Origin of the sequence: Streptomyces sp. AC555_RSS877 (assembly GCF_019049245.1) — a bacterium.
Taxonomy (GTDB): Bacteria; Actinomycetota; Actinomycetes; order Streptomycetales; family Streptomycetaceae; genus Streptomyces.
Map to the genome: position 1 here is coordinate 91,491 of NZ_JAGMUK010000218.1, position 26,513 is coordinate 118,003.

26 protein-coding genes are annotated in these 26,513 nt (G+C 72.3%); 14 read left to right on the forward strand and 12 right to left on the reverse strand.

Annotated features, from left to right (window positions below; genetic code table 11):
• Positions 1-75: 75 nt before the first annotated feature.
• On the reverse strand, positions 76-1,083 hold the full coding sequence (locus KUM49_RS44200) for a fibronectin type III domain-containing protein (RefSeq protein WP_308407009.1): 1,008 nt from the start codon (positions 1,081-1,083) through the stop codon (positions 76-78).
• 408 nt (positions 1,084-1,491) lie between these two features.
• Here KUM49_RS44200 and KUM49_RS44205 point away from each other — a divergent pair, with 408 nt between their 5' ends.
• Positions 1,492-2,214, forward strand: coding sequence for a glycoside hydrolase family 75 protein (locus KUM49_RS44205; protein ID WP_217242787.1), 723 nt, complete (start codon positions 1,492-1,494; stop codon positions 2,212-2,214).
• 70 nt (positions 2,215-2,284) lie between these two features.
• Here KUM49_RS44205 and KUM49_RS44210 read toward each other — a convergent pair whose 3' ends face one another.
• Positions 2,285-3,046 carry an SDR family NAD(P)-dependent oxidoreductase gene (locus tag KUM49_RS44210; RefSeq protein WP_217242611.1) on the reverse strand — a complete coding sequence of 254 codons (762 nt, stop codon included), beginning with the start codon at positions 3,044-3,046 and terminating at the stop codon, positions 2,285-2,287.
• A gap of 131 nt (positions 3,047-3,177) precedes the next feature.
• On the opposite strand from KUM49_RS44210, the gene KUM49_RS44215 reads away from it, so the two are divergent.
• Positions 3,178-3,816: a TetR/AcrR family transcriptional regulator gene (locus KUM49_RS44215; protein ID WP_217242612.1), complete on the forward strand. Its 639-nt coding sequence runs from the start codon at positions 3,178-3,180 to the stop codon at positions 3,814-3,816.
• Positions 3,817-3,831: 15 nt separating this feature from the next.
• Here the strand turns inward: KUM49_RS44215 and KUM49_RS44220 are convergent, their stop codons facing one another.
• The 7 genes from KUM49_RS44220 to KUM49_RS44250 form a co-directional block, all read right to left on the reverse strand.
• Complete coding sequence (locus tag KUM49_RS44220; RefSeq protein WP_217242613.1) at positions 3,832-4,242, reverse strand: PTS-dependent dihydroxyacetone kinase phosphotransferase subunit DhaM; 411 nt, start codon at positions 4,240-4,242, stop codon at positions 3,832-3,834.
• Positions 4,235-4,834, reverse strand: a complete 600-nt coding sequence (dhaL, locus tag KUM49_RS44225) for a dihydroxyacetone kinase subunit DhaL (protein WP_217242614.1) — start codon at positions 4,832-4,834, stop codon at positions 4,235-4,237. The genes KUM49_RS44220 and dhaL overlap by 8 nt, the downstream gene beginning before the upstream one ends.
• A 49-nt stretch (positions 4,835-4,883) precedes the next feature.
• On the reverse strand, positions 4,884-5,876 hold the full coding sequence (gene dhaK / locus KUM49_RS44230; RefSeq protein ID WP_217242615.1) for a dihydroxyacetone kinase subunit DhaK: 993 nt from the start codon (positions 5,874-5,876) through the stop codon (positions 4,884-4,886).
• A 134-nt stretch (positions 5,877-6,010) separates the two neighbouring features.
• Positions 6,011-7,186 (reverse strand): pyridoxal phosphate-dependent aminotransferase, encoded by a 1,176-nt coding sequence (locus tag KUM49_RS44235; protein WP_217242616.1) that lies wholly within the window; start codon positions 7,184-7,186, stop codon positions 6,011-6,013.
• Between the two features lie 128 nt (positions 7,187-7,314).
• The gene (locus KUM49_RS44240; protein WP_217242617.1) at positions 7,315-7,503 is read right to left on the reverse strand and encodes a YbdD/YjiX family protein; all 189 of its coding nucleotides are present in this window, start codon (positions 7,501-7,503) and stop codon (positions 7,315-7,317) included.
• Positions 7,500-9,653, reverse strand: coding sequence for a carbon starvation CstA family protein (locus KUM49_RS44245; protein WP_374200279.1), 2,154 nt, complete (start codon positions 9,651-9,653; stop codon positions 7,500-7,502). The genes KUM49_RS44240 and KUM49_RS44245 overlap by 4 nt, the downstream gene beginning before the upstream one ends.
• 98 nt (positions 9,654-9,751) lie before the next feature.
• The gene (locus tag KUM49_RS44250) at positions 9,752-9,973 is read right to left on the reverse strand and encodes a DUF3311 domain-containing protein (RefSeq protein WP_217242618.1); all 222 of its coding nucleotides are present in this window, start codon (positions 9,971-9,973) and stop codon (positions 9,752-9,754) included.
• Positions 9,974-10,139: 166 nt separating this feature from the next.
• Here KUM49_RS44250 and KUM49_RS44255 point away from each other — a divergent pair, with 166 nt between their 5' ends.
• The 5 genes from KUM49_RS44255 to KUM49_RS44275 all read left to right on the forward strand — a co-directional run bounded on the left by KUM49_RS44255 (position 10,140) and on the right by KUM49_RS44275 (position 14,261).
• Entirely contained in the window at positions 10,140-11,702 is a 1,563-nt protein-coding gene (locus tag KUM49_RS44255; RefSeq protein WP_217242619.1) for a sodium:solute symporter, read from the forward strand.
• Positions 11,699-12,286: a SigE family RNA polymerase sigma factor gene (locus KUM49_RS44260; protein WP_374200277.1), complete on the forward strand. Its 588-nt coding sequence runs from the start codon at positions 11,699-11,701 to the stop codon at positions 12,284-12,286. The genes KUM49_RS44255 and KUM49_RS44260 overlap by 4 nt, the downstream gene beginning before the upstream one ends.
• 110 nt (positions 12,287-12,396) lie before the next feature.
• Positions 12,397-12,732, forward strand: coding sequence for a hypothetical protein (locus KUM49_RS44265; protein ID WP_254402740.1), 336 nt, complete (start codon positions 12,397-12,399; stop codon positions 12,730-12,732).
• Between the two features lie 102 nt (positions 12,733-12,834).
• A complete protein-coding gene (locus tag KUM49_RS44270; protein WP_217242620.1) occupies positions 12,835-13,395 on the forward strand; it encodes an isochorismatase family protein in 561 nt (186 codons plus the stop codon).
• A 170-nt stretch (positions 13,396-13,565) separates the two neighbouring features.
• Positions 13,566-14,261, forward strand: coding sequence for a type 1 glutamine amidotransferase domain-containing protein (locus KUM49_RS44275; protein ID WP_217242621.1), 696 nt, complete (start codon positions 13,566-13,568; stop codon positions 14,259-14,261).
• Between the two features lie 78 nt (positions 14,262-14,339).
• Here KUM49_RS44275 and KUM49_RS44280 read toward each other — a convergent pair whose 3' ends face one another.
• Positions 14,340-14,690, reverse strand: a complete 351-nt coding sequence (locus KUM49_RS44280; protein WP_217242622.1) for a hypothetical protein — start codon at positions 14,688-14,690, stop codon at positions 14,340-14,342.
• 95 nt (positions 14,691-14,785) lie between these two features.
• Positions 14,786-15,151, reverse strand: coding sequence for a DUF6479 family protein (locus tag KUM49_RS44285; protein ID WP_217242623.1), 366 nt, complete (start codon positions 15,149-15,151; stop codon positions 14,786-14,788).
• A gap of 129 nt (positions 15,152-15,280) precedes the next feature.
• Here KUM49_RS44285 and KUM49_RS44290 point away from each other — a divergent pair, with 129 nt between their 5' ends.
• The 5 genes from KUM49_RS44290 (at position 15,281) to KUM49_RS44310 (ending at position 21,737) form a co-directional block, all read left to right on the forward strand.
• The gene (locus tag KUM49_RS44290; protein ID WP_217242624.1) at positions 15,281-15,655 is read left to right on the forward strand and encodes a four-helix bundle copper-binding protein; all 375 of its coding nucleotides are present in this window, start codon (positions 15,281-15,283) and stop codon (positions 15,653-15,655) included.
• A 112-nt stretch (positions 15,656-15,767) separates the two neighbouring features.
• Complete coding sequence (locus KUM49_RS44295; RefSeq protein ID WP_217242625.1) at positions 15,768-16,937, forward strand: acyl-CoA dehydrogenase family protein; 1,170 nt, start codon at positions 15,768-15,770, stop codon at positions 16,935-16,937.
• Positions 16,938-16,946: 9 nt separating this feature from the next.
• The gene (locus tag KUM49_RS44300; protein WP_217242626.1) at positions 16,947-17,846 is read left to right on the forward strand and encodes an oxygenase MpaB family protein; all 900 of its coding nucleotides are present in this window, start codon (positions 16,947-16,949) and stop codon (positions 17,844-17,846) included.
• Between the two features lie 21 nt (positions 17,847-17,867).
• Positions 17,868-20,105 carry a serine/threonine-protein kinase gene (locus tag KUM49_RS44305; protein WP_217242627.1) on the forward strand — a complete coding sequence of 746 codons (2,238 nt, stop codon included), beginning with the start codon at positions 17,868-17,870 and terminating at the stop codon, positions 20,103-20,105.
• Positions 20,106-20,159: 54 nt separating this feature from the next.
• Positions 20,160-21,737, forward strand: a complete 1,578-nt coding sequence (locus KUM49_RS44310; RefSeq protein ID WP_217242628.1) for an NAD(P)/FAD-dependent oxidoreductase — start codon at positions 20,160-20,162, stop codon at positions 21,735-21,737.
• A gap of 68 nt (positions 21,738-21,805) precedes the next feature.
• Here KUM49_RS44310 and KUM49_RS44315 read toward each other — a convergent pair whose 3' ends face one another.
• Entirely contained in the window at positions 21,806-23,599 is a 1,794-nt protein-coding gene (locus tag KUM49_RS44315) for a serine hydrolase (RefSeq protein ID WP_217242629.1), read from the reverse strand.
• Between the two features lie 202 nt (positions 23,600-23,801).
• On the opposite strand from KUM49_RS44315, the gene KUM49_RS44320 reads away from it, so the two are divergent.
• Together KUM49_RS44320 and KUM49_RS44325 are read left to right on the forward strand one after the other, a co-directional pair.
• Positions 23,802-24,911 (forward strand): nitronate monooxygenase family protein, encoded by a 1,110-nt coding sequence (locus KUM49_RS44320; protein ID WP_217242630.1) that lies wholly within the window; start codon positions 23,802-23,804, stop codon positions 24,909-24,911.
• On the forward strand, positions 24,908-26,461 hold the full coding sequence (locus KUM49_RS44325) for an acyl-CoA synthetase (protein WP_217242631.1): 1,554 nt from the start codon (positions 24,908-24,910) through the stop codon (positions 26,459-26,461). The genes KUM49_RS44320 and KUM49_RS44325 overlap by 4 nt, the downstream gene beginning before the upstream one ends.
• The last annotated feature ends 52 nt before the right edge of the window (positions 26,462-26,513 follow it).

Below are 26,513 nucleotides of genomic sequence, written 5' to 3' on the forward strand. Positions count from 1 at the left end.
CGCATGCGGACGGCGTCCGGTCGGGTGACGCCTTCCGTCGTCCGGCCGCGGTGGGAGCGGAGGCGGGAGCGGTCGTCACGGCCGCGGGGTGGCGCCCGTGGTCACCGTCCGCTCCGCGGAGAAGCCTCCCCAGGTGCCGTCCGGCAGCTTCGCCCGGATCCGCACCCGATGACTGGCGCCGGCCTCCCGTCCCAGGTAGAAGCCGTATGTCGCCCGGTCGCGCGGCGCGGACCCGCCGAACACCAGCGAGGTGGCGGGGCGGCCGTCGAGGTGGACCTGGTACTCCGTGACCGTCCCGCCCGTGCGTGGCGGCACCCAGGCGAGGTCGAGGTGATACGCCCCGTCGGCGCGCCGGGTCGTCGCCTCGAAGCCGGTGGGAGCCGTGTCCCGCCCGTCGTCGGTGCCCGCTGTGGTGAGGCGCAGCGGAGCACCGGCGGGCGAGACGTTGTCGGCCGCGTCCCTCGCCCGCACGGTGAAGGAGTAGCGGGTGCCCGGACGCAGCCCCGTGACCACGGTCGCCGTCTGGTTCCCGCCCACACTGTGGATCTTCGTGGGGCCCTGGTGGATGTCGTACGACGCCACGGCCCGGTCGTCCGTCGAGGCGGCCCAGGACAGCTGGACCGCCCGGCTTCCGGCCGCTCGGCCCCGCAGCCCGCCCGGCCGCGTCGGGGCCGAGCGGTCCGCCGCCACGACCGCCGGAGTGGTCGCCCGCACCTCCTGGCTGCGGGGCCCGAGGCGCCCCTCGGTGTCCCTCGCCCGCACGGTGAAGACGTACACGGTGGACGGCCTGAGCCTGGTGACGTCGACCATGTGCCGAGAACCCGGTATCTCCTGGATTTTGGTGGTGTCGCGATACACCTCATAGGCGCCGACACCGGGGCCGGCATCCACCGACAGCGCGTTCCACATGACGTGCACGCTCGTCGCACTGCCGGCGGTGGCGGTGACGCCCGTCGGTGCCGCGGGCGGCCGGCCGCTCTCGCCGTCGGCCGTCCCGTCCCCTCCGCAGGACGCGATCAGCGCGAGCGCTCCGCAGAGCGCGAGGCGACGGGGCAGGGAAGCGAGGACGGGAACGCGTCGCACGGCTGCCTCCCGGAGGGCATGGCGGGCATTGGTCCGGACCAATATGGCGCGCTGGCGCGAGCACATCAAGGGGGCGTGGGGAGCGGGCGCCATTCGGTGACCGCCCGGCGGCGGCCGTCCTCGGGGGTGTCGGCGACGGCGCGTCGGACGTTTCGTATGCTGAACGCCCTCGCGGCTGAACTCCCCCTGCAGAGTGGGCGGTTCACGCCGCCGCGCGGGCCGCTGTCGTCGCTGATCCCGCGCCGGTGCGGGCGGCCGGGAGGCCGGAGTCCTTCGCGGACCCGGGCTCCCGGCCCCTGTCGGCCGCTCTAGGACGTGCTCCGTCCGGCCCCCCAACAGTGGCCGCGTGATCGACGCGCCGTCAGATTGGGCTGAGTGTCCGGCAACGCCTCCCAGGAGGTTCTCATCGTGCGTGCCCAGTCACTGACGCTGGCCGCGGCAGGCGCCGCCCTCCTCGCCTCGACGGCACCGCCCGCCACCACGCCGGTCGCGGTGCCCGCCGCCGAGCCCCGCGTCGTCCGGGAGGAGAGGGTGTCGCGGAGCGCGGGCGACGTCCGAGCCGCCGACCTGCTGGCAAAGGTGCGTGACTGCGTCCCCGTCTCCCGCGGCCGCTATCGCAGCGACGACGGCAGGCCCGCGAGCACGCCCGTCTGTGGTACCCGGGACGCCGTGTTCTGGCGGGCCGACCTGGACATCGACTGCGACGGCCGGGCCGGCCGCCGCTGCAACCGCCGCAGTGACCCGCTCTTCTCCGACGCCACGGCCTATCCGCAGTCCGACGGCCGACACCTGGACGCCGAACGGCTCCCGTACATCGTCGTGCCCGGCCCGAGCCGCATCTGGAACCACGGCGACGACGGCGTACGCGGCGGATCGGTGGCGGCCGTCGTCCACCGCGACCGCGTGCGCTACGCGGTGGTCGGCGACGTCGGCCCGCGCGACCTCATCGGCGAGGCGTCCTATGCCACCGCCAAGGCCCTCGGTATCCGCCCCGACCCGCGCGCCGGCGGCACCGACTCCGGCGTCACCTACATCGTGTTCAAGGACACGCAGGTGGCGCCCATCGAGAACCACGCGGCCGCCGTGATGGTCGGGGAGCGGCTGGCGCGGCAGTTCGTCCGCGGTCGGTGACGACCCGTCGGGGCGGTCCGTGCGGACCGGTGACCGTCTCGTGGGGCGCCGGTGCCCACCCGGCGGTGCGTCAGACCGCGGACCAGCCGTCGTCGACCGGCAGGACCACGCCGTTGATGTTGCTCGCCGCGTCCGAGGCGAGGAACACGATGGCGGCGGCCTGCTCCTCGGGCCGGGCGACGCGGCCGAGGTTGACGAAGTGCGGGCCGAGCGCCGTCGGCCCGTGGGCACCCTGCTCGACGTCCACGACGATGCGGGTCGCCGTACCGCCCGGCGCGATGGCGTTGGCCCGGATGCCCTGCTTGCGGTACATGACCGCGAGGTTCTTCGTCAGCCCCACCATCCCGTGCTTCGAGGCCGTGTACGCGGCGCCCGCCGCGCTGCCGCGCAGGCCCGCCTCGGAGGCGGTGTTCACGATGGCGCCCTTGCCGGCCGCCAGCATGTGCGGCAGTACCGCGCGGGTGAGCAGGAAGGGCGCGGTGAGGTTGACCCGGATGACCCGCTCCCACTCCGCGTCGCTCACGTCCGCGAGCGCCGACATGCGGTCCATGATCCCGGCGTTGTTCACCAGGACGTCCACCCCGCCGAAGCGCTCCACGGCGGTCGTGGTCACCTGGTCGACGACGGCCTGCTCGCTCAGATCGCCGGTGACGGCGACCGCGCTCCCGCCCGCCTGCTCGATCTCCTCGACCGTCTGCTGAGCACCCTCGGCGTTGAGGTCCGCCACCACGACGCGCGCGCCCTGCGCGGCGAAGGCCAGTGCGGCGGCCCGTCCGATGCCCGAGCCCGCCCCGGTGACGATGACGCTGCGTCCGTCGAATCCGCCGACCATGTGGGGCTCCTGTCAGTAATTTCGAAGGTGAGATGCCCGGTGCGTCCACACCCTACGACTTCATGTCTGCGAGTGACATAAACTCGACGGAGAGAACCCGGAGAGGGACCGCCACCCAGCCGGAGGAACCGATGACCGCCCCTCGCGTCCGCACGGGACGACCACCCCTGACCGAGGAGCGCAAGGCCGAGATCAGGCTGGAGATCGCCCGGGCCGCGGTGGACCTGTTCGTCGCCCAGGGCGTCACGGCGACCACCGGTGAGCAGATCGGACAGGCGGTCGGCGTCTCGGCGCGGACCGTGTGGCGCTACTTCCCGAGCAAGGAGAGCTGCGTCCGGCCACTGTTCTCACAGGGCATCGACGTGATCGCCGCCTGTCTGCGGGACCGGCTCCCCGGTCAGCCCCTGGAGGAGCTCTTCGACCGGACGCTCGCGAGGGAGCTCGGTCCGGTCGGCGGCCCCGCCCGCGCCACCGTCGGCGCCCTGGTCCGGCTCACCCGCACCGAGCCCGGACTGCGCGCCGTCTGGCTCCGGACGTACGACGAGGCCGAGCCGGCGTTCGCCCGCGCACTGGCCGACCGGGCCGGGCTCGCCCCCGAGGACCTGCGGCCGACGATCCAGGCGGCGATGTTCAACGCCGCCCTGCGCGCCGGGGTCGAGCACCACGCCTGGCGCACGGCCGACCCGTCGGCCGACCCCGCGACGGCGGAGGCCGAGCTGGTCGCCACGCTGCGCTCGGCCCTCGCCGTCGCGGCCGAAGGGGTCATCTAGCCGTCCGAAGGGGCATCACACCTTCCGGTAGGTGTACGCCTCCACGGCCGCCGCCTCCACCGCCGCGAGGTCGGCTCCCGTGGCCGCCGTGACGACCGCGGCCACCGCCCCCTCGACGAACGGGGCGTCCACCAGGCGGGTGTTGGCGGGGAGTTCGTCGCCCTCGGCGAGCAGCGCCTTCACGGTGAGGACGGCGCTGCCGAGGTCGGCGAGGACGGCGACGCCGGCCCCCCGGTCCACGGCGGCGGCCGCGGCGGCGATCAGCTCCGCGCTGGTACCGAGCCCTCCGCCCTCGGTGCCGCCCGCCGGGGCGACGGGCACCTCGGGGCCGCCACCCGCCAGCCCCTTGGCCAACTCGGCCACCGACGCGGCGACCTCGGCGCTGTGCGACACCAGTACGATCCCGACCAGCTTCCCGTCACTCACCGGCCGCCTCCGCGAGTCCCGCCACGAGGAGCGACGCCGACGTGGCACCGGGATCCTGATGCCCGATGCTGCGCTCCCCGAGGTAACTCGCCCGCCCCTTGCGGGCCTGCAACGGCGTGGTCGCCAGGGCGCCCTCCTCGGCGGCGGACCGGGCCGCGACGAAGCCGTCGCCGAGCGCGTCGAGGGCCGGCACCAAGGCGTCGATCATGGTCTTGTCGCCGGGCGCGGCTCCGCCGAGCGTCCTGACCGCGTCCACGCCCTCGCGCAGCGCCTCGGCGAACCGCTCCTCGCTGACCTCGCCGGCGTCACCGAGCGCCTTGCCGGTGCGGCGCAGCAACGTGCCGTACAACGGCCCCGAGGCGCCACCGACGGTCGAGATGAGTGTGCGACCGGCGAGCATCAGGACCGCCCCCGGCGTGTCCGGCGCCTCCTTGTCCAGCGCCGCGGTCACCGCGGTGAGCCCGCGCCGCATATTGCTGCCGTGGTCGGCGTCCCCGATGGGCGAGTCGAGGGCGGTGAGCCGTTCCGCCTCGCGGTCGACGGACGTGGCGGTCGCCGTCATCCAACGGCGGAAGAAGTCGGCGTCGAGCACTGGATCTCCTTGCGTGGTCGGTACGTCGTGTCCGCTGGGCCTCGCCCGCTCACACCCCCCAGCGCAGTCCCGCCGTCTTCACCGGCGCGTCCCACAGACGCAGCAGTTCCTCGTCGATCTGGCACAGGGCGACCGAGGCGCCGGCCATGTCCAGGGAAGTGACGTAGTTGCCGACGAGGGTCCGGGCGACGGCGACCCCGCGCTCGGCGAGCACCCGCTGCACCTCGGCGTTGAAGCCGTACAGCTCCAGCAGCGGCGTCGAGCCCAGGCCGTTGACCAGGACGAGGACGGGATTGCGCGGGGTCATGTCGTCCAGGATCGCGCCGACCGAGAAGTCGGCGATCTCCCGCGAGGTCATCATCGGCCGCCGCTCCCGGCCGGGCTCGCCGTGGATTCCGATGCCCAACTCCAGCTCGCCGGGCGGCAGATCGAAGGTCGGGCTGCCCTTGGCCGGCGTGGTGCAGGCGCTCAGCGCGACCCCGAAACTGCGGGAGTTCTCGTTGACCTGCCGGGCGATCGACTGCACCCGCTCCAGGGGCTGCCCCTCGTCGGCCGCGGCCCCCGCGATCTTCTCCACGAAGAGCGTCGCACCCGTGCCGCGCCGCCCGGCGGTGTACAGGCTGTCGGTGACCGCCACGTCGTCGTCGACCAGGACCTTGGCGACCTGGATGCCCTCGTCCTCGGCGAGTTCGGCCGCCATGTCGAAGTTGAGCACGTCGCCCGTGTAGTTCTTCACGATGAACAGCACACCGGCACCGCTGTCCACGGCCGCCGCCGCCCGCACCATCTGGTCCGGCACCGGTGACGTGAACACCTCGCCGGGGCAGGCCGCGGAGAGCATCCCGGGTCCCACGAAGCCACCGTGCAGCGGCTCGTGCCCCGAACCCCCGCCGGAAACCAGGGCGACCTTCCCCGCCACGGGGGCGTCCCGCCGGACGATCACCCGGTTCTCGACATCGACGGTCAACTCGGGATGGGCGGCCGCCAGGCCACGCAGCGCATCGGCGACGACGGTCTCGGGGACGTTGATCAGCATCCTCATGGGTACCTCCTGGTGAGACTGGAAGATGAGCCTCTGACCTCTACGGGAAGTATCAATGCTCAGGCAGCGTCGGTCACCTTCACGGGCGGGCGCCGTCGGTCTCGGCGCGGCGATGGGGGCGACCCGCCGGCCGCCTACCCGAGCGTGGCCAGGAACTTCCCCAGGCGGGCGATTCCCTCGCGGAGGTCGTCGGCCGACGCCGCGTAGGAGAGGCGGACGTGGGTGTCCGCCGTGCGGACGCCGAAGTCCCGGCCAGGGGTGAGCGCCACGTGCGCCTCCTGGAGCGCGCGTTCGCAGAACTCCCACGAGGTGAGTCCGGTGTGGGCGACATCGAAGTAGACGTAGAACGCGCCGTCGGGCGGGACGGGGACCGGCAGGCCGATCCGGGCCAGGCCGTCGAGGACGAGCGCGCGCCGCTCGGTGAACTCGACCCGGCGTTCCTCGCAGACCGCCAGGGACTCCGGGCTGAAGCAGGACAGGGCCGCATGCTGCGCGGGAGTGGACGCGCACAGGAAGTAGTTCTGGGCCAGACGCTCCAGCGCCGGCACGAGGACCTCGGGAACGACGCACCAGCCCAGCCGCCAGCCGGTCATGCCGAAGTACTTCGAGAAGCTGTTGATGACGATGGCGTCGGGGTCGTACGACAGCGCGCTGCGCGGCGGCTCGCCCTGGGCGTCGTGGTCGCCGAGGTTGAGGTAGATCTCGTCGACGATGCGCCACGCGTCGCGTTCGCGGGCGAACTCGCAGATGGCCGTCAGCTCGTCGGCCGGGACGGAGGTACCCGTCGGGTTCGACGGGGTGGCGATCATGACGCCGCGGGTGCGGTCCGTCCAACTCGCCCGTACCGAAGCGGCGTTCAACTGGAAGCGGGACGCGACGGTGGTGGGAACGAGCGTGACGTCCGCGCCGAAGCTCTCGACGATCTGACGGTTGCAGGGGTACGACGGGTCCGCGATGAGCACCTCGTCGCCGGCGTCGACGAGGGCCGCCGTGGCCAGTACCAGGGCGGCCGAGGCGCCCGCGGTCACGACGACCCGGGCGGGATCGACCTCCACTCCGTGCCGGTCCCGGTAGAAGCGCGCGATCGCCTGCCGCAGCGCGGGCAGCCCGAGCGCCGCCGTGTAGGTCATCGGCCGGCCGTCCATGGCCTCGCGCATCGCGTTCCGTACGGCCTCAGGCGCGCCGAAGTCCGGTTCACCGAGGCTGAGCTTGACGACGTGGTGGCCCCGGGCCTCCAGCGCCGCGGCATGCTTGCCGAACTCCATGGCGTAGAACGGGGCGACGGCCCGGGCACGTTGCGAGATCCTCATGCGGCGGCCTCCGGCTGATCGCGTACAGGGGCACAGTTTATGCGCCGAGCCGGGCACGAACGTGTGCGGGGCGGGTACCGGCCTCACGGCTCTGAGGTGCACCCGCCCCACGGTCGGTGACCGGACTGTCAGCAGCAGCGGCTCTGCGGGTGGCTCTCCCGGTGGAGCGTGCGTTGCACCTGGTACTCACGGCGGGTCGGTAGCGGCGCGAGCGGGTGGTGGCGTCGATGCCGGTCGCAGTAGCGGTCGTACTCGGCCTCACCCGTCAGCTCGCGCAGGTACCAGTGCACCGCCCGCGCCCACTGCCGGACCCTCATGTGCGGGCTCCCGTCAGCGGTTCGGCGGCCTGCTCGGGTACGTCGATGCGCGACTCGACGTACGGCGCCTCCGTGGTCGGCAGGGGAGAGGCGGACCGTACGGCGCGTACGCACACCACCGCGGCGTTCACGATCACCACGGCGACCAGCAGCAGGAAGAGGGAGATGAGTACGCCGTCGACGGTGGAGTTGGTGACCACGGTGTGCATGTCGTCGACGGTCTTGGCGGGCGGCAGGATCTGACCGGCGTCGATGGCGTCGGCGTACCGCGCGCGCTGGGTGAAGAAGCCCACCCTGGGGTCGTCGGAGAAGACCTTCTGCCAGCCGGCGGTGAAGGTGATGGCGACCACCCAGGCCAGCGGGACGCCCGTGACCCAGGCGAAGCGCAGCCGTCCGGACTTGATCAGGACCGTGGTGCAGACGGTGAGGGCGATGGCGGCGAGCAGCTGGTTGGCGATGCCGAAGAGCGGGAAGAGCTGGTTGATCCCGCCCAGCGGGTCGGTGGCGCCGGTGTAGAGGAAGTAGCCCCAGGCGGCGACGACGAGGGCACTGCACAGCCAGATCCCGGGCTTCCAGGTGACCCGGCCGATGGGCTTCCAGACGTTGCCGAGCATGTCCTGCAGCATGAACCGGCCGACCCGGGTGCCCGCGTCGACCGTCGTCAGGATGAACAGGGCCTCGAACATGATCGCGAAGTGGTACCAGAAGGCCTTCATCGCCGTGCCGCCGAAGACCCCCGAGAAGATCTCCGACATGCCGACGGCCAGGGTGGGCGCGCCGCCCGACCGGGCGATCAGGGTCTGCTCCTCGACCGCCTTGGCCGCCTGCGTCAGCTGGTCGGGGGTGATGGTGAAGCCGAGACCGGCCACCGCGTGGGACGCGGACTCGGCCGTCGTGCCGAGGAGACCCGCGGGGGCGTTCATCGCGTAGAAGAGGCCGGGTTCGAGGGTGGCCGCGGCGATCAGCGCCATGATCGCGACGAACGACTCCATCAGCATGGCGCCGTAGCCGATCAGCCGGACCTGGGACTCCTTCTGGATCAGCTTGGGGGTGGTGCCCGAGGCGACCAGGGCGTGGAAGCCGGACAGCGCGCCGCAGGCGATGGTGATGAAGAGGAAGGGGAAGAGGGAGCCGGCGAAGACCGGACCGGCGCCCGAACTCGCGAACTCGCTGACCGCGTCGGCGCGCAGCACGGGGGCGGCCACCACGACGCCGACCGCGAGCAGCGCGATCGTGCCGATCTTCATGAAGGTGGACAGGTAGTCGCGCGGCGCGAGCAGCATCCACACCGGCAGGACCGAGGCGAGGAAGCCGTAGCCGACCAGGCAGAAGACGAGGGTCGTCGGGCTGAGGGTGAAGGTGTCCGCGAGCGAGGAGTTCTGGATCCAGCCGCCGCCGACGATGGCCAGCAGGAGCAGCGCCACCCCGATGAAGCTGGTCTCGACGACCCGGCCGGGGCGGATTCGGTGCATCCAGAAGCCCATGAACAGGGCGATGGGGATGGTCATGGCGACGGAGAAGGTGCCCCAGGGGGAGTGCGCGAGGGCGTTGACCACGACCAGGGCCAGCACACCCAGCAGGATGATCATGATGGCGAACACGGCTACCAGGGCGGCGGCGCCGCCCGCCCGGCCGATCTCGTCGCGGGCCATCTGCCCCAGCGACTTGCCGTCCCGCCGCATCGACAGGAACAGCACCACCATGTCCTGCACGGCCCCTGCGAAGATCACCCCGGCGACGATCCACAGGGTGCCGGGCAGGTACCCCATCTGGGCCGCGAGCACCGGCCCCACCAGCGGTCCGGCGCCGGCGATCGCGGCGAAGTGGTGGCCGAGCAGCACCCGGCGGTCGGTCGGCTGGAAGTCGACACCGTCCTCCAGACGTTCGGCGGGGGTGGCCCGGCGGTCGTCCGGCCTCAGCACACGGCGGGCGATGAAGCGGGAGTAGAAGCGGTAGGCGATGGCGTACGAGCCGAGTGCGGCCACCACCAGCCAGACCGCGGAGATCTCCTCACCGCGGGCCAGGGCCAGGACGCCCCAGGCGACGGCGCCCAGCAGCGCGACGGTCACCCACAGCACGATCGACCGCGGGGACATGCGGGACCGTACGGGCGGCGGCTCCTGTGGCGCCGGGAGACCGGATTCGGGCATGACTGACGTAGGCATGGCGGCTCCTCACCTCGGGGGTGATGTTGTGAGAGGACGTGCGTGAAGGTCAGCGACCGGGACGTGACTCCCGTTCGCCCGGATCAGGGATCGCGGTGTTCGTGCCTGGTCAGCGCGTACGCGCCGAGCAGACACAGGCCGCATCCCGGCACCCAGGCGAGCTGGTACCAGTAGAAGAACGGCGTGCCCGCGAGCCATGGGCTCGCGCCGGCGTACCAGGGAACCCACAGCAGCCCCGCCGCGGGCGCGAGGAGCAGCACGGCGACGGCGACGCGCCGTAGCCGGGGATGACCGGTCCGTGCCATGACCTGCGCTCCTCTCCCGCTCGCTGTGGGTCTGTGCAAGAGTTGCCCACCCGCCGGAAGTGGTTGACAGCGGATTTCCAGAAGATTTCCGCCGGTGTTCCGTCAACCGAACCAGCCGTCTGCGCAACCAACCGGTGAGATCCAGGCACACCAAGGACGGTGACCCATGGCCGACGGCGCCATGACCGCGACGTTTCTCGCCGTGATCGGCGGAGCGTCGCTGCTCGCCGTGACGGCACGCCGTCTGCACCCCAGCGACCGGCTGCCCTCCCTGGAGGGCTGGGCTTTGGCCGACCGGAGTCTGGGTCCGGTGTGGACCTGGTTCCTGCTCGGCGGCACGATCTTCACCGCGTACACCTTCACCGCCGTCCCCGGCCTGGCGTACGGCAACGGGGCGCCCGCCTTCTTCGCGGTGCCGTACACGGTGATCGTCTGCCCGCTCGCCTTCGTGCTGCTGAGCCGCCTGTGGACCGTGGCCCGCCGGCACGGCTACATCACCGCCGCCGACTTCGTGCGCGGACGGTACGGGTCGCCGCCGCTGGCGCTGGTGGTCGCGCTGACCGGGATCCTGGCGACGATGCCGTACCTGGCGCTGCAACTGCTCGGCATACGCGCCGTGCTGACAGCCGGGGGCGTGTACCCGCGCGGGGCGGGCGGGGACCTGGTGATGGTGGCCCTCTTCGCCGGGCTCGCGGTGGCGACGTACCGGCACGGACTGCGCGCGCCCGCTGTCATCTCCGCGCTCAAGGCGGTGGCCGTGTTCGTCTCGCTCACCGCCGTCTGCTGGCTGGTCCTCGACCGGCTCGGCGGCCCCGGCCCGGTCTTCGACGGCGCCGCCCGGCGGCTCGGCGGGACGGACACGGCGCACTCCGCCCTGCTGCTGTCGCCCGCCCAGCAGCCCGCCTACGCCACGCTCGCCCTCGGTTCCGCGCTGGCCCTGCTGATGTACCCGCACGTCCTCACCGCCGGGTTCGCCGCCGACGGCCCCCGCACCCTGCGCAAGGTCTCCGTGGCGCTGCCCGCCTGGACGGCGCTGCTCGCGCTCTTCGGCTTCCTCGGTGTCGCCGCCCTCGCGGTGGGCGTACGGGCGCCGGAGGGCGGCGCGGAGGCCGCCGTGCCGATGCTGGTCGACCGGCTGATGCCGGGGCCGCTGGCCGGGCTGGTGTTCGCCGCGATCACCGTGGGGGCGCTGGTCCCCGCCGCCGTGATGTCCATCGCCGCCGCCACCAGCTTCGTCCGGAACGTGTACGTCGAGTACGTCCATCCCACCGCCACGCCCAAACGGCAGGTGCGCATCGCCAAGGCGGTGTCGCTGACCGCGAAGGTGGGCGCGGTCGCGTTCGTGTTCGGGCTGCGCGACCAGGACGCGATCAATCTCCAACTGCTCGGCGGCGTCTGGATCCTGCAGATCTTTCCCGCCGTGGCCGTGGGACTGTTCACCGGCCGGCTGCATCCACGGGCGCTGCTGGCCGGCTGGGCCGTGGGCATGGCGGCCGGAACCGTCCTGGTGGTGCGGGAGGGCTTCTCGTCCGTCGTACCGGTCGGCTTCGGCGGCCCCGCGGTGGAGATCTACGCCGGGCTCGTCGCCCTCCTGCTCAATCTGACCGTCGCCGTGGCCGCGACCCCCGCCCTGGAACGTCTCGGCGTCCCGCGCGGCGCCGACCTCACCGACCTACCGACCCGCCTGGCCGTCAGGCGGCGCCCCGAGACGGGAGCGAACAACTCGTGAGACGCAGACAGAACATTCCCCTCACGCTGCCGCCCGTGCCGCCGCCCGCCCTTCCGGCCGATCCCCTCGTGCCCACGGTGAGCGACCCGGCCGACGTGGAACGGGAGGCCGCCCTGGCCCGCCTGTTCGAGCTGCACTACGCCTCGATGCTGCGGCTGGCCGTGCTGCTCGGCGCGGACGACCCGGAGAACGTGGTGGCCGAGGCGTACTACCAGATCTACCGCAAGTGGCGGCGGCTGCGGGACACCGCGGCGGCCGAGGCGTACCTGCGCTCCACCGTCTGCAACCTGACCCGTATGCGGATACGCCACCTGCAAGTGGCCCGCAGACACGTGGAGAACCCGCCGGAGGAGGTCGTCGCGTCCGCCGAGAGCACCGCCCTCCTGCACGACGACCAGCGCGTGCTGATCGACGCCCTGCAGCAGCTGCCGGCCCGGCAGCGCGAGGCGCTCGTGCTGCGGCACTGGCTCGGATTGAAGGAGAGTGAGATCGCCGCCGCGATGGGGATCTCCTGCGGGTCGGTCAAGACACACACGGCGCGCGGCATCGCCGCCCTGAGTCAGGCGATGGAGGCCCGGCGATGAACGACACAGGTCGAGGCCGCACCGAGAACGAACGCACGGCGACCGAACGCACCGGAAGCGAACACACGGAGAAGGACCGCACGGAGAAGGCCCGCACCGAGAAGGACCGCATGGAACACGAGCGCGGCCGGGCGCCGGAAGGCGCCCTGGACATGGGCCGGACGGAACGAGAACTGAGCGAAGCCCTGGAGGCGCTGGCCGGCGGAGTACGGGCCGCGCCCGACGCCTACCGCACGGCCCGCGGCGAGTGGCTGCGCCGCGAACGCCGCCGCCGGCTCGTCCTCACCGTCCTGATCGCGGTCGTCTTCACCCTGGCCACGCTGATCGGCCTGTGGGTCCTCAACCAGGCCCCGGCCGACCCCGGCGTCATCTTCTCCGGCGCCCAAGGACCTGTTGTCCAGGCCCGAGCGACGGCCGGGCCGGGGTGGCCGGGCCAGTCGGGGTAGTCGGGGCAAGGAACGCGCGGTACGCAGCTCGGGCCGGCCCGCCTGTCAGTGGACGGGGCTACTGTCGTGGGCATCCGAACACGGCCTGAACCAAGGGACGTCATGACCACACTCGACAACCGTCCGAACACGGCACTCCTCGTCGTCGACGTACAGAAGGGCGTCGTCGAGGAAGCCCACGACCGCGACACGGTCGTCGCGAACGTCGGCAGTATCGTCGAGAAGGCACGGCACGAACGGGTCCCCGTCGTCTGGGTCCAGCATTCCGACGAGCAGCTCGTGAAGGGGAGCGACGACTGGCGGATCGTCCCCGAGCTGACCCCGGGCATCGGCGAGCCGCTCGTCGAGAAGAACTACGGCGACTCCTTCGAGGACACCATGCTCGAAACGGTGCTGTCGGGCCTTGGAGTCGGGCGGCTCGTCGTCGTCGGAGCGTCGACGGACGCGTGCATCCGCTCGACGCTCCACGGCGCGTTCGTCAGGGGATACGACACGACCCTCGTGGGCGACGCCCACACGACGGACGACCAGACGGCGTGGGGAGCGCCGCCGCCGGACCAGGTCATCGCCCACACGAACCTGTACTGGAGCCACCAGACGGCGCCGGGACGGACGGCGGGGACCGTCAAGGCCGAGGACGTCGACTTCGGCGGTACGGGCTGACGGACCGGCGAACTGGATCTCAGGCAGCCTTGCACCTACGGTCGAAGAGGTCGCCCGCCGGCGGCAGCAAGCAAGGGTGGCGACGACGCACCCGAGAGAGCCGCGCGATCACCGTCCGTCGCGGCAGTGCCCCTGTCTGTTCGGGACGGACCGTGCTTGAGGAGATGACGATGGCGAAGATCCTTTTTGTGATGACAGGCGCCGACCAGTGGACGCTGGCCGACGGCAGCACGCAGCCCACGGGCTTCTGGGCCGAGGAGGCCGCCGTGCCGTACCAAGCCTTCAAGGACGCGGGGCACGAGATCACCGTGGCCACCCCCGGCGGCGTGGTCCCGCCCGTCGACGAGGGCAGCCTCAGCTCCGACGCCAACGGCGGCCCTGAGCAGGCCGCCAAGATCCGCGCCGTGCTCGAGACGGCCCCCGAGTTCCGGTCCCCGATCACGCTGACCGAGGTACGCCTCGACGACTACGCAGCGGTCTACGTCCCCGGCGGCCACGGCCCGATGGAGGACCTGGCCGTGAACGCGGACTCCGGCGGCATCCTCACGCGGGCGGTGGGCAGCGGGATGCCGGTCGGCGTGGTCTGCCACGGCCCGGCGGCGATGCTCGCCTCGGTCAGGGAGGACGGCACCAACGCCTTCGCCGGCTACCGTGTCACCGCCTTCACCAACACCGAGGAGCAGCTCGCCGGCAACGCCGAGCGCGCCAAGTGGCTGCTCCAGGACCGCCTGACCGAGGCGGGCGTCAAGGTCGAGGTCGGCGAGCCCTGGGCCCCGCACGTCGAGGTCGACCGCAACCTCGTGACCGGCCAGAACCCCGCGTCCTCCGCGCCCCTCGCCACCGAACTGCTGAAGAAGCTGGCCTGAACCCCCTGCCGTGGGCAACGGCAAGGCGCGGACGGGACGGCGATGATGGCCGCCCCGTCCGCGCGCCCGCGCTCGCCGCTACGTACGGTCACCCTTCGGCTTGCCCCGCTGGTCCGGGGTGCCGTGCGGCGGCGGGCTGAAGGGCTGCGGCGACGTCGCGGGCGACACGCGGGAGCCGGCGGGGGAGGCGGTCTGCTCGGGACGCAGGGCGCCCGGGTCGCCGGACGTCGGCTCGGCGCCCGCCTCCAGTTGCTCGAGACGTGCCGTCAGTACCGCGGTCACCGGGACGCGGTCGGCGTGCGTCCGCTCGTATGCCAGCAGCTCCTCGACGTCCTGCGCGGTCAGTGACCGTACGCGGCTCTCCAGGCCGCCGATCGGCAGCTGGTCGTAGTCGGGCAGCGGCAGGCTGTCGCGGCCGGAGTCGGCCATGGATCTCACTTCCCTCAGTGCTGTGGGCTCCACGCGTCTGTGATGGCCCCTGTGAACACGGTGCTACGGCCGGCCGGGTGCCGGCGGCGCCGGTGTCAGCGCCCGCCCGCCCCGCCGCTGCCGAAGGAACCGCTGCTGCCCTCGTCCCAGCGGGGCCGGTCCTTCGGTGCGCTGGTCCGGGTTCCGGCGTTGCCGTGGCCGGGCAGCTGGTGCGGGGTGAGACGGTGGTCGCTCTCCGGGACCTCGTCGGGCTCCCGGTGCTCCCGCACCTCTCGCACCGGACCGCCCTCCGGCGGCCGCGGCTGCTCCTCGGGCGTCGGCCGCGGCGGCTCCCGGCGCTTGACGCGGACACCCAGAGCGAAGGCGCCGATCAGCACCGCCACGACCACCACACCCACCACGACCAGGCCGACGCCGAGAGCGCCCCGGCCTGCGGCGATGTCCATCCATGAGGTATCCATGGCACGCGAGTACCCCTGGCGTCGTCGGTGAACCGACGCCCCACCCGATCGGGCGACAGGCCCCGAAAACACGCCGGAACCCTGGAAAACACCGGGTTTGGCCCGCTCGGCGGCGGCTACCCGGCCGGGGTGACATCGACGACATCCCAGCAGGAGCTCTTCCGGTTCCTGGAGGACAGGTTCGCCTGCGCCCAGGCCTGCACCGAGTGCGCACGGGCCTGCGCCCTGCGTGCCAGCCTCGTGGATCCGGACGCCACCCAGGAACAGGAACTCGTACGCCGTAAGGGCATCATGTGCGCGGAGGTCTGCGACGCGACCTGCCGGGTGCTCTCCGAGCAGAACCACCTGGACGAGGAGGGCATCCGCGTCCAGCTGGAGTGGTGCCGGTCCGTGTGCCTGGAGGCCGCCCACGTCTTCGACCAGCACCCTGGCGCCGAGGACGGCGCGAAGGCGTGCCGGGAATGCGCGCAGGCGTGCTCGGACTTCATGGCCACGCTGGTCTGAGGGTCGGGACGACCAAGGCGTCCGAGGCACGCGTCCGCATGCCCATTCCCAATTTCTGAAACACGTTCTACCGTGTGCGCCGTCAGGACCGGCCTGGGAGCCTGGAGGCGCCGTGCATCTCGATCACACGCCCGAGCAGCAGCGGCTGCGCACCGAACTGCGCGTCTACTTCGCCCAGCTGGTGGCGGATGCCACCATCACCGACCGGGCCGCCCAGAAGCGCTTCTACCGCGACACGATCCGCCGCCTCGGCGGGGACGGCTGGCTCGGCGTCGGCTGGCCGAAGGAGTACGGCGGCCGGGGCCTGACCGCGATGGAACAGTTCATCTTCTTCGACGAGGCCGCCCAGGCCGGCGTACCGCTGCCGCTGATGGCCCTGAACACCGTGGGCCCGACGATCATGCGGTACGGCACCCAGGAGCAGAAGACGTACTTCCTCCCGAAGATCCTCTCCGGTGAGATCGACTTCGCGATCGGCTACAGCGAGCCCGACGCCGGCACCGACCTGGCGTCCCTGAAGACCCGTGCCGTCCGCGAGGGCGACGAGTACATCGTCAACGGCCACAAGATCTGGACCACCAACGGCGACACGGCCGACTGGGTCTGGCTCGCGGTCCGCACCGACCCCGACGCGCCGCCGCACAAGGGCATCACCATGCTCCTGATGCCGACCACCGACCCCGGCTACTCCTGCACCGTCATCAACACCCTCGCCTCGCACGACACCACGGCCAGCTACTACGAGAACGTCCGCGTTCCCGTTGCCCACCGGGTCGGCGAGGAGAACCAGGGCTGGCGGCTGATCACCAACCAGCTCAACCACGAGCGCGTCACCCTCGCCGCGCATGGCACCATGGCGATCCGCGCCCTGCACGACGTCCAGCGCTGGGCCATGGAGACCAAGCTGGCCGACGGCCGCCGCGTCGTCGACCTGCCCTGGGTCCGCCGCCTCCTCGCCCGCACCCACACCAGGCTCGACGCGCTCAAGCTCCTCAACTGGCGGATGGTGAACGCCGTCCAGGACGGCACCCTCACCCCGCAGGACGCCTCAGCGGTCAAGGTGTACGGCTCCGAGGCCCGCCGGGACGCGTACGCCTGGCTCATGGAGATCGTCGGGGCCGCGGGCGCGCTGAAGGAGGGCTCGGCGGGCACGGTGCTCCGGGGCGAACTGGAACGCGGCTACCGCTCGGCGGTCATCTTCACCTTCGGCGGCGGCAACAACGAGATCCAGCGGGAGATCATCTCCTGGATCGGCCTGGGGATGCCGAGGGTGCGGCGCTAGCCTGCTGAGATGGCGGAACCCCGGATAGGCGATCCAGGACTGTTCGGTCCCGACTCGGTGACCTGGCAGATGCACGGTGATCCGATGATGTGGATCGCGGGCGTCCGTGCCCTCTACCTCCAGGCCCTGCACCCGCGCGCGGTCCGGGGCGTCATGCAGAACTCCGACTTCCGGGCCGACGCCTGGGGCCGGCTGTTCCGCACCGCGAGCTTCGTCGGCACCACGACGTACGGCACCACCGAGGCCGCCGAGAAGGCGGGAGCCCGGGTCCGGAAGATCCACGGCAAACTGGGGGCGACCGACCCCGGCACCGGCGAGCGCTACGGCGTCGACGAACCCGAGCTGCTGCTGTGGGTGCACTGTGCGGAGATCGACTCGTATCTGCAGGTGGCGCGCCGCTCCGGCTTCCCGCTCACCGACGCGCAGGCCGACCGCTACCTGCGCGAGCACCGGGTCAGCGCCCGGCTGGTGGGCCTCGACCCGGACGCCGTACCGGCCGACCGGGCCGAGATGAACGCCTACTTCGCGAAGGTCCGGCCCCAGCTCGCCGCCGGAGAAGAGGCACGCGCGGTGGACGACTTCCTCCTCCGCCCTCCGACGCACCCTCTTCTCGTCCCGGCGCGCGAGGTGCTGTGGCGGCGCGTGGCGCATCTGGCGTACGCCGCTCTGCCGCCGTTCGCCCACGAGCTGTACGGCAGGCCGGCCCCGGAACCCGCCACCGTCACCCGCCAGTTGCGCGCCACGGGGACCCTGCTGCGCTGCATCCCCGCACGTGTGCGCTGGCAGCTCCCGCCCAAACACATCCTGCGCGCCATGTCCCGTCTGGGACCGGGCTCCCGCCCGGCGCCGTACAAACTCGGACGACAGCTCGCCATACTGGACGGGTCAGGGGAGGGCGGGGCGCGGTGACGACGGGGGCGGTCGCAGGAGATGGGGGACGACAGGCTTATCCAGGGCCGGTACCGGTTGCTCGAGGTGATCGGGCGCGGTGGCATGGGCGAGGTCTGGCGGGCGCGGGACGAGTCGCTGGGCCGGCATGTCGCCGTGAAGTGCCTCAAGCCGCTGGGCGCGCAGCACGACCAGGCCTTCACCCGGGTCCTGAGAGAGCGGTTCCGGCGCGAGGCCCGGGTGGCGGCCGCCCTCCAGCACCGGGGCGTGACCGTCGTCCACGACTTCGGCGAGTACGACGGCGTCCTCTACCTCGTCATGGAGCTCCTGGAGGGCCGTAACCTCAGCCAGCTCCTGGAGGACAACAAGCACCCGCTGCCCGTGGCGGACGTCGTCGAGATCGCCGACCAGGTCGCCGCCGCCCTCGCGTACACGCACCGGCAGGGCATCGTGCACCGTGACCTGAAACCCGCGAACATCGTGCGGCTCACCGACGGCACGGTGAAGATCTGCGACTTCGGCATCGCCCGGCTCGGCGCGGACATCGGCTTCACCTCACGGCTGACCGGCACCGGCATCGCGATGGGCACCCCGCACTACATGTCGCCGGAGCAGATCGGCGGCTCCGAGGTCGACCAGCGCAGCGACCTGTACTCGCTGGGCTGCGTGCTGTACGAGATCGCCACCGGGGCACCGCCGTTCGACCTCGACGACGCCTGGTCGATCCTCATCGGCCACCGCGACACGCCGCCCCGCCCGCCGCGCAGCCACCGCTCCGAGCTGCCCGCCTACCTGGACCAGGTCATCCTCGACCTGCTGGCCAAGGAGCCGGGGCAACGCCCGCACGACGCCAGGGAGCTGGGCCGCCGGATCGATGCGGGCCGGTCCACCCCGGCCTATGTGCCGACCGTCGTCACCCCGCAACCGGACCTGCGCCCGCCCGAGCTCGCACGGCCCCGCGAGGTGCGCCTGCCGTCCTGGACGCGGGGCATGACCACCGGCCACAAGGCCACCGGCGCCGGCCTGCGCACCACACCCCCGGACGCCGACGCGGGCCTCACCGGCGAGTGGATCCCGCGCTCCCTCACGGGCCGGATGGAGGAATCCGTACCGGACGTGCCGCCCACCCCCTCCGCGGAAGCGGTCACCGCGCTCGCCGGACGGCACAACGCCGGGCTCAGTCTGGGGCGGCTGGGCCGCTGGGCCGAGGCGGGCGAGGTGCACCGCGCGGTCGCCGCCGAACGCGAACACCTGCTCGGCCCCGACCACCCCGACACCCTGGCCAGCCGCTACGAGGTCGCCTTCACCCTCAGCCGCACCGGCCGCGCCGCCGACGCGCTGCGGGAGTACAAGCACGTCACCCGGGCGAGAAGCATCGCGCTCGGTCCGGACCACCCCGACACCCTCGCCGCACGCCAGGAAATGGCGTACGTCCTCGGCCAGTTGGGCCGCCACTTCGACGCCCACCAGGTCTACAACTCCGTCCTGGCCGCCCGCGAGCGCGCCATGGGCGCCGACCACCCCGACACCCTGCGCTGTCGCCACAACCTGGCCTTCAACCTGAGCAGACTCGGGCGCCTGGAGGACTCGTACCGCATGGCCTGCGAGGTGGCGGCCGCCCGCGCCCGCGTCCTCGGCGCGCACCACCCCGACACCCTGGTGACCCGCTACGAGGTCGCCTACGCACTCGGCCAGCTGGGTCGCTGGCCGGAGGCTCTGCAGACCTACCGCGAGGTCGCCGAAGCCCGCGCCCGGGCCCTCGGCCCCGACCACGCCGACACCCTCGCCGCTCGCTACGAGATCGGCATCAGCCTCGGCCGCCTCGGCCGCAGCGCGGAAGCCCTTCAGCTCTACCGCGACCTCATCGACGACCGCACCCGTGTGCACGGCGCCGCCCACCCCGAAACCCTCCGCGCCCGGCACGGCCTCGGCGTCAACCTCGGCCGCCTCGGCCGCTGGGAGGAAGCCCTCGCCGAGTCCCGCGACGTGTGCGCCGTCCGCGAGCGCGTCCTCGGCCCCGACCACCCGGACACCCTGGTCAGCCGCCGGGAGGTCGCCGTCGGCCTCGGCTGGCTCGGCCGCTGGCCGGACGCGCTCACCGAGTACCGGCGCGTCGCCGACGCCCGCGAGCGCGTCCTGGGCGCCGACCACCCCGACACCCTCGCCAGCCGCAACGACGAGGCCCACTGCCTGGAACAGCTGGGCCGGGGCGCGGAGGCGGTCGAGCTGTACCGGAGGGTGGCGGCGCTGCGGCAGCAGCGGGCGTCGGGCTCCCGCTGACTCCGACGCGGTCCATCTCTGGCCGATGTGGATCACTCCGTGTTACCAAGAACCATGGCTGCACACGAGGGACACCCGGGACACCGCACGTACGACGCCGTCATCGTCGGCGGTGGCCACAACGGCCTCGTCGCCGCCGCCTACCTGGCCCGGGCCGGACGGTCCGTGCTGGTGCTGGAACGGCTGGACCACACGGGGGGCGCAGCCGTCTCCACGCGGCCCTTCGCCGGCGTGGACGCACGGCTGTCGCGCTACTCCTACCTGGTCAGCCTGCTGCCGAAGAAGGTCGTGCGGGACCTCGGCCTGGACTTCCGCGTCCGGACCCGCACCGTCTCGTCGTACACCCCCGTCGAACGGGACGGCCGGCCGACCGGGCTCCTGGTCGGCGGGGGTGAGCGGCGCACCCGGGAGGCGTTCGCGCGGCTCACCGGCGGGGAGCGTGAGTACGAGGCGTGGCAGCGCTTCTACGGCATGACCGCCCACGTGGCCCAGCGGGTCTTCCCGACGCTCACCGAGCCGCTGCCCGGCCGTGACGAACTGCGCGCCCGCATCGACGACGAGGACGCCTGGCGGACCCTTTTCGAGGAGCCGATCGGGGCGGCGATCGAGGACCGCTTCAGCGACGACCTGGTGCGGGGCGTGGTCCTCACCGACGCCCTCATCGGGACCTTCGCCGACGCCCACGACCCCGCTCTCCCGCAGAACCGCTGCTTCCTCTATCACGTGATCGGCGGCGGCACGGGCGCCTGGGACGTACCCGTCGGCGGCATGGGCGCCCTCACCGACGCCCTCGCCACGGCAGCCCGTGACGCGGGCGCGGTCCTCGCCACCGGGCACGAGGCCGTACGCATCGACACGGACGGACGTACCGCCGAGATCACCTACCGCACCGCCGAAGGGGAGGCCGTCGCGACCGCTCGGCACGTCCTCGTCAACGCCTCACCGCAGGAGCTGGCCGTGCTCACCGGCGACGAGCCGCCCGCCCCCGCCGAGGGCGCCCAGCTCAAGGTGAACATGCTCCTCACCCGGCTGCCGAGGCTGCGCGACAACTCCGTCGACCCCCACGAGGCGTTTGCCGGCACCTTCCACATCGCCGAGGGCTACGAGCAGCTGGCCACCGCCCACACCCAGGCCGCCGCCGGCGAACTGCCCACCGCGCCGCCCTCCGAGATCTACTGCCACTCGCTCACCGACCCGACGATCCTCGGCCCGGACCTCGTCGAACAGGGCTACCAGACGCTGACGTTGTTCGGTCTGCACACACCCGCCCGGCTCTTCGACCGGGACAACGACACCGTGCGCGAGGAGCTTCTGAAGTCGACCCTCGCGCAGTTGGACGCCCATCTCGCCGAGCCGCTGGCCGACTGCCTGGCGACCGACGCCGACGGGCGGCCCTGCATCGAGGCGAGGACACCGCTGGACCTGGAGCGCGACCTCAGGCTTCCCGGCGGCAACATCTTCCACCGCGAACTGACCTGGCCCTACGCCCAGGAGGGCACCGGCCGCTGGGGTGTGGAGACCCGGCACGCGAACGTGCTGCTGTGCGGGGCGGGTGCGGTACGCGGGGGAGGGGTGAGCGGGGTACCGGGGCACAACGCCGCCATGGCCGTGCTGGAGCAACTCGACGGCTGACGCTCAGAGCCGTGTCCCTCGTCGCCCGCGGCGCCGTGCCGGCGACGGAGGCGACGCGGTCGGAGCCGTCAGTCGGCGGACACGGTCCAGCCCTTCGCGTCGATCCGTGCCGCGTCCGCCGGACGTGCCGCGTCGAAGAGGACGCCGTCGGCCGTCTCGACCCGCAGCCCGTCGACGTAGGCGCCGCGGCCGACGTACAGCCGGTCGGTCGTGTACCGCCAGCGCAGGCCCAGGTGCCGGGCCGCCGGGAGGGCCGCCCCGAGCCGGTGCCAGACGCGCCCGGACCAGCCGGTGACCGTGCCGGCCGGGTGCTCCCGCGGCTCGTCGCCGTGGCGGGTGGTGGTGAACGGGACGGGCTGCCAGGTCGTGCCGCCGTCCGTGGTGGCCTCCAGGACGAGGACATCGGCCGGCTCGGTGTCCCACCACAGCGCGCAGCGCAGCCGTGCGGCGCCCGAGGCCGTGTCGAGCGCGGGCAGTGCGAGGGTGGCGGTGGTGTTGCTCGCCATTCCGGAGAACCAGGCGGTACGTCCGTACGCGGGGCGGACCCGCACGGCGCGCGCCATGTTGTTCCCCGCGGCGACCCGGGGAGCGGAGCCGGACCGCCAACCGCGCACCGGGTGGACGGAGTTGCCGAGGACGACGAGGAAGGAGTCGGTCGTCGGGTCGAGTACCAGCGAGGTGCCGGTGAAGCCGGTGTGTCCCGCCGTACGCGGTGTGGCCAGCGCACCCATGTACCAGTGCTGGTAGAGCTCGAAGCCGAGGCCGTGCTCGTCACCGGGGAAGGCGGTGTTGAAGTCGGTGAACATCAGCTCCACGGACTGCGGCCGCAGGATGCGGGTCCGGCCGTAGGCGCCGCCGTTGAGCAGCGTCCGGCCCAGAACGGCCAGGTCCCACGCGGTGGAGAACACGCCCGCGTGGCCGGCGACGCCGCCGAGACCGAAGGCGTTCTCGTCGTGGACCTCGCCCCACACGAGTCCCCGTTCCAGTCCCGACCAGGGCTTGCGGGCGTCCTCCGTGGCCGCGATCTTCGGCTTCCAGTCGGCGGGCGGGTTGTAGCGGGTGTGGTGCAGGCCGAGCGGGGCGGTGACCTCGTCGTGGAGGAGGGTGTCCAGCGGGCGGCCCGTGATCCTCTCCAGCACCAGCTGGAGCGCGATCAGGTTCAGGTCCGAGTAGAGGTAGGTGGAGCCGGGCGCGTTGAGCGGCGCCTCCTTCCAGATGAGCTGGAGCTTCTCCTCGTACGTCGGCGCGTTGTACAGCGGGATCCAGGCGCGGAATCCCGACGTGTGGGTGAGGAGCTGGCGGACGGTGACGTCCTGCTTGCCCGCGCCGCCGAACTCCGGGAGGTACCCGGCGACCTTCCCCTCCAGCTCCAGCGCGCCCCGCTCGATCTGCTGGACGGCGAGGATCGACGTGAACAGCTTCGACACCGAGGCGAGGTCGAAGACGGTGTCCTGCGCCATGGGGATCTGCCGGTCGGCCGGGAACTCGACGCCGCTGTCGGTCTTCTCGTCGTACGCCTGGTAGCGCACCGCCATCCCGACGGGCTGATGCAGGGCCACGGTGGAGCCGCGGCCGGCGAGCAGCACGGCGCCCGCGTACCAGGGGTGTTCGGGGGAGGGGGCGAGGAACGCCTCGGCGTCGGTGACGAGTTGCCGCAGGTGGGTGGAGAGCAGACCGGCGCGCTCGGGGGAGCCGTGGCGCAGGGTGGGATGGGCGGTCCGCGGGGCGGCGGAGGCCGGGCCCGCGGGGAAGGGCGCGATGGCGAGGGCGCCGCCCAGCGCGAGGGTGCGTCGGCCCAGTTGACGCCGGGTCATCCCCGGCCCGTGTCCGGCCGTCGCTCTGCCCGCCGAGTCCTCCGTCATGGGTGAACCTCCCGCTGCCTGAAAGTATCTTTCCGGGATCACCTTGCGCTGTGAAACCCTTGTGTCAGGTGAGCGGTGTGTCAACCGGGCGCGCAGGCGTTCGCGCGGCCGTCCGTCCGGACGGCTGTGCCGGCGCGCAAAAATCTGACGGAGCATCAGAAATGCTCTTCCGTCGTCCGGAGGACTGCGGCATCCTGCGCCCATGCAGACGGAGCTGAGCAAGACACTGGGAGTCGAGCACGCCGTCTTCGGCTTCACGCCGTTCCCCGCCGTCGCCGCGGCCATCAGCCGGGCCGGCGGCTTCGGAGTGCTCGGCGCGGTCCGCTACACGGCCCCCGACGACCTCAAACGCGACCTCGACTGGATCGAGGCCAACGTCGACGGCAGGCCGTACGGGCTGGACGTCGTCATGCCCGCCAGGAAGGTCGAGGGCGTCACGGAGGCGGACGTGGAGGCGATGATCCCCGAGGGGCATCGCCAGTACGTCAAGGACACCCTCGCCAAGTACGGCGTACCCGATCTGGCCGAAGGGGAGGCCTCGGGCTGGCGCATCACCGGCTGGATGGAACAGGTCGCCCGCAACCAGCTGGACGTCGCCTTCGACTATCCGATCAAGCTGCTGGCCAACGCGCTGGGTTCACCGCCCGCCGACGTCATCGAGCGTGCCCACGCGCAGGGCGTTCCCGTCGCCGCGCTCGCGGGCAGCGCCCGGCACGCCCGCAAGCACGCGGAGGCGGGCATCGACATCGTCGTGGCGCAGGGCTACGAGGCGGGCGGCCACACCGGTGAGATCGCCTCGATGGTGCTCACGCCCGAAGTCGTCGACGCGGTCGGCCCGTTGCCCGTGCTCGCGGCCGGCGGCATCGGCAGCGGCCGGCAGGTGGCCGCCGCGCTCGCCCTCGGCGCCCAGGGGGTGTGGCTCGGTTCCCTGTGGCTGACCACCACCGAGGCCGACATGCACTCGCGCGCCCTGACCCGCAAGCTCCTCGCGGCCGGGTCCGGCGACACGGTCCGCTCGCGCGCGCTGACCGGGAAACCCGCACGGCAGCTGCGCACCGAATGGACCGACGCCTGGGACGACCCGGACGGACCCGGCACGCTCCCCATGCCGTTGCAGGGACTGCTGGTCGCCGACGCGGTCTCGCGGATCCAGAGGTACGAGGTGGAGCCACTGCTCGGCACGCCCGTCGGGCAGATCGTCGGCCGGATGAACAGCGAACGCAGCGTCCAGGAGGTCTTCGACGACCTCACCCGCGGCTTCGAGGAGGCCGTCGACCGCGTCAACCGGATCGCCGGAAGGAGCCAGGAGTGACGACTCAGTCCCTCAACGGATTCTGGGCCCAGGCCGCGGCCGACCCCCAGCGCCCCGCCCTCGTCGCGCCCGACGGCGAGGAGTGGACGGCTGGACGGCTGCACGCCGAGACCAACCGGATGGTGCACGGGCTGCGCGCCGCCGGGCTCGAACGTGGTGACGCCTTCGCCGTCGTCCTGCCCAACGGCGTCGAGTTCCTCACCGCGTACCTCGCCGCCAGCCAGGCCGGGTTCTATCTCGTTCCCGTCAACCACCACCTCGTCGGCCCCGAGATCGCCTGGATCGTCGCCGACTCCGGCGCCAAGGTGCTCCTCGCCCACGAGCGGTTCGCCGGGCCGGCCCGCCACGCCGCCGACGAGGCCGGCCTCCCGGCCACCCACCGGTACGCCGTCGGCACGGTCGAGGGCTTCCGGCCCTACACCGAACTCCTCGACGGGCAGCCGGAGTCGGCGCCCGCCGACCGCACTCTCGGCTGGGTCATGAACTACACCTCGGGCACCACCGGCCGCCCGCGCGGCATCCGGCGTCCCCTGCCGGGCAAGCTCCCCGAGGAGGCGTACCTCGGCGGCTTTCTCGGCATCTTCGGCATCCGGCCGTTCGACGACAACGTGCACCTCGTCTGCTCGCCGCTCTACCACACGGCCGTGCTCCAGTTCGCCGGCGCGTCCCTGCACATCGGCCACCGACTGGTCCTGATGGACAAGTGGACACCCGAGGAGATGCTCCGCCTCATCGACACCCGCCGGTGCACCCACACCCACATGGTCCCCACCCAGTTCCACCGGCTGCTGGCCCTCCCGGACGACGTCAGGGCGCGCTACGACGTCTCGTCCATGCGGCACGCCATCCACGGCGCCGCCCCCTGCCCCGACCACGTCAAACGGGCCATGATCGACTGGTGGGGACACTGCGTGGAGGAGTACTACGCGGCCAGCGAGGGCGGTGGAGCCTTCGCGACCGCCGAGGACTGGCTGAAGAAACCCGGGACCGTCGGCAAGGCCTGGCCCATCAGCGAGCTCGCGGTCTTCGACGACGACGGCAACCGGCTGCCGCCCGGCGAACTCGGCACGGTCTACCTGAAGATGAACACCGGCGGCTTCTCGTACCACAAGGACGAGGCCAAGACCCGCAAGAACCGCATCGGCGACTTCTTCACCGTCGGCGACCTCGGCGTCCTCGACGAGGACGGCTACCTCTTCCTCCGCGACCGCAAGATCGACATGATCATCTCCGGCGGGGTCAACATCTACCCGGCCGAGATCGAGTCCGCCCTGCTCTCCCACCCCGCCGTCGCCGACGCCGCCGCCTTCGGTATCCCGCACGACGACTGGGGCGAGGAGGTCAAGGCCGTCGTCGAACCGGCCCCCGGCCACGAGCCGGGCCCCGCCCTCGCCGCCGCGCTCCTCGACCACTGCGCCGAACAGCTCGCCGGGTACAAGCGGCCCAAGAGCGTCGACTTCATCGCTCACCTGCCGCGCGACCCCAACGGCAAGCTGTACAAGCGGCGGTTGCGGGATCCGTACTGGCAGGGCCGTACACGACCGGTCTGACCGGCCTTCACCTTCCCGTGCCGGCTCCTCGGACCCGGCACGATCTGCGGCG

Coding starts and splice junctions, on each gene's coding strand:
- KUM49_RS44210 (WP_217242611.1), bottom strand. CDS start 3,046: ATGGTCGGCGGATTCGACGGACGCAGCGTCATCGTCACCGGGGCGGGC.
- KUM49_RS44270 (WP_217242620.1), top strand. CDS start 12,835: ATGACCACACTCGACAACCGTCCGAACACGGCACTCCTCGTCGTCGAC.
- KUM49_RS44320 (WP_217242630.1), top strand. CDS start 23,802: ATGCAGACGGAGCTGAGCAAGACACTGGGAGTCGAGCACGCCGTCTTC.
- KUM49_RS44240 (WP_217242617.1), bottom strand. CDS start 7,503: ATGAGGGTCCGGCAGTGGGCGCGGGCGGTGCACTGGTACCTGCGCGAG.
- KUM49_RS44255 (WP_217242619.1), top strand. CDS start 10,140: ATGGCCGACGGCGCCATGACCGCGACGTTTCTCGCCGTGATCGGCGGA.
- KUM49_RS44285 (WP_217242623.1), bottom strand. CDS start 15,151: ATGGATACCTCATGGATGGACATCGCCGCAGGCCGGGGCGCTCTCGGC.
- dhaK (WP_217242615.1), bottom strand. CDS start 5,876: ATGAGGATGCTGATCAACGTCCCCGAGACCGTCGTCGCCGATGCGCTG.
- KUM49_RS44280 (WP_217242622.1), bottom strand. CDS start 14,690: ATGGCCGACTCCGGCCGCGACAGCCTGCCGCTGCCCGACTACGACCAG.
- KUM49_RS44310 (WP_217242628.1), top strand. CDS start 20,160: ATGGCTGCACACGAGGGACACCCGGGACACCGCACGTACGACGCCGTC.
- KUM49_RS44250 (WP_217242618.1), bottom strand. CDS start 9,973: ATGGCACGGACCGGTCATCCCCGGCTACGGCGCGTCGCCGTCGCCGTG.
- KUM49_RS44235 (WP_217242616.1), bottom strand. CDS start 7,186: ATGAGGATCTCGCAACGTGCCCGGGCCGTCGCCCCGTTCTACGCCATG.
- KUM49_RS44315 (WP_217242629.1), bottom strand. CDS start 23,599: ATGACGGAGGACTCGGCGGGCAGAGCGACGGCCGGACACGGGCCGGGG.
- KUM49_RS44305 (WP_217242627.1), top strand. CDS start 17,868: ATGGGGGACGACAGGCTTATCCAGGGCCGGTACCGGTTGCTCGAGGTG.
- KUM49_RS44265 (WP_254402740.1), top strand. CDS start 12,397: ATGGAACACGAGCGCGGCCGGGCGCCGGAAGGCGCCCTGGACATGGGC.
- KUM49_RS44245 (WP_374200279.1), bottom strand. CDS start 9,653: ATGCCCGAATCCGGTCTCCCGGCGCCACAGGAGCCGCCGCCCGTACGG.
- KUM49_RS44275 (WP_217242621.1), top strand. CDS start 13,566: ATGGCGAAGATCCTTTTTGTGATGACAGGCGCCGACCAGTGGACGCTG.
- KUM49_RS44215 (WP_217242612.1), top strand. CDS start 3,178: ATGACCGCCCCTCGCGTCCGCACGGGACGACCACCCCTGACCGAGGAG.
- KUM49_RS44300 (WP_217242626.1), top strand. CDS start 16,947: ATGGCGGAACCCCGGATAGGCGATCCAGGACTGTTCGGTCCCGACTCG.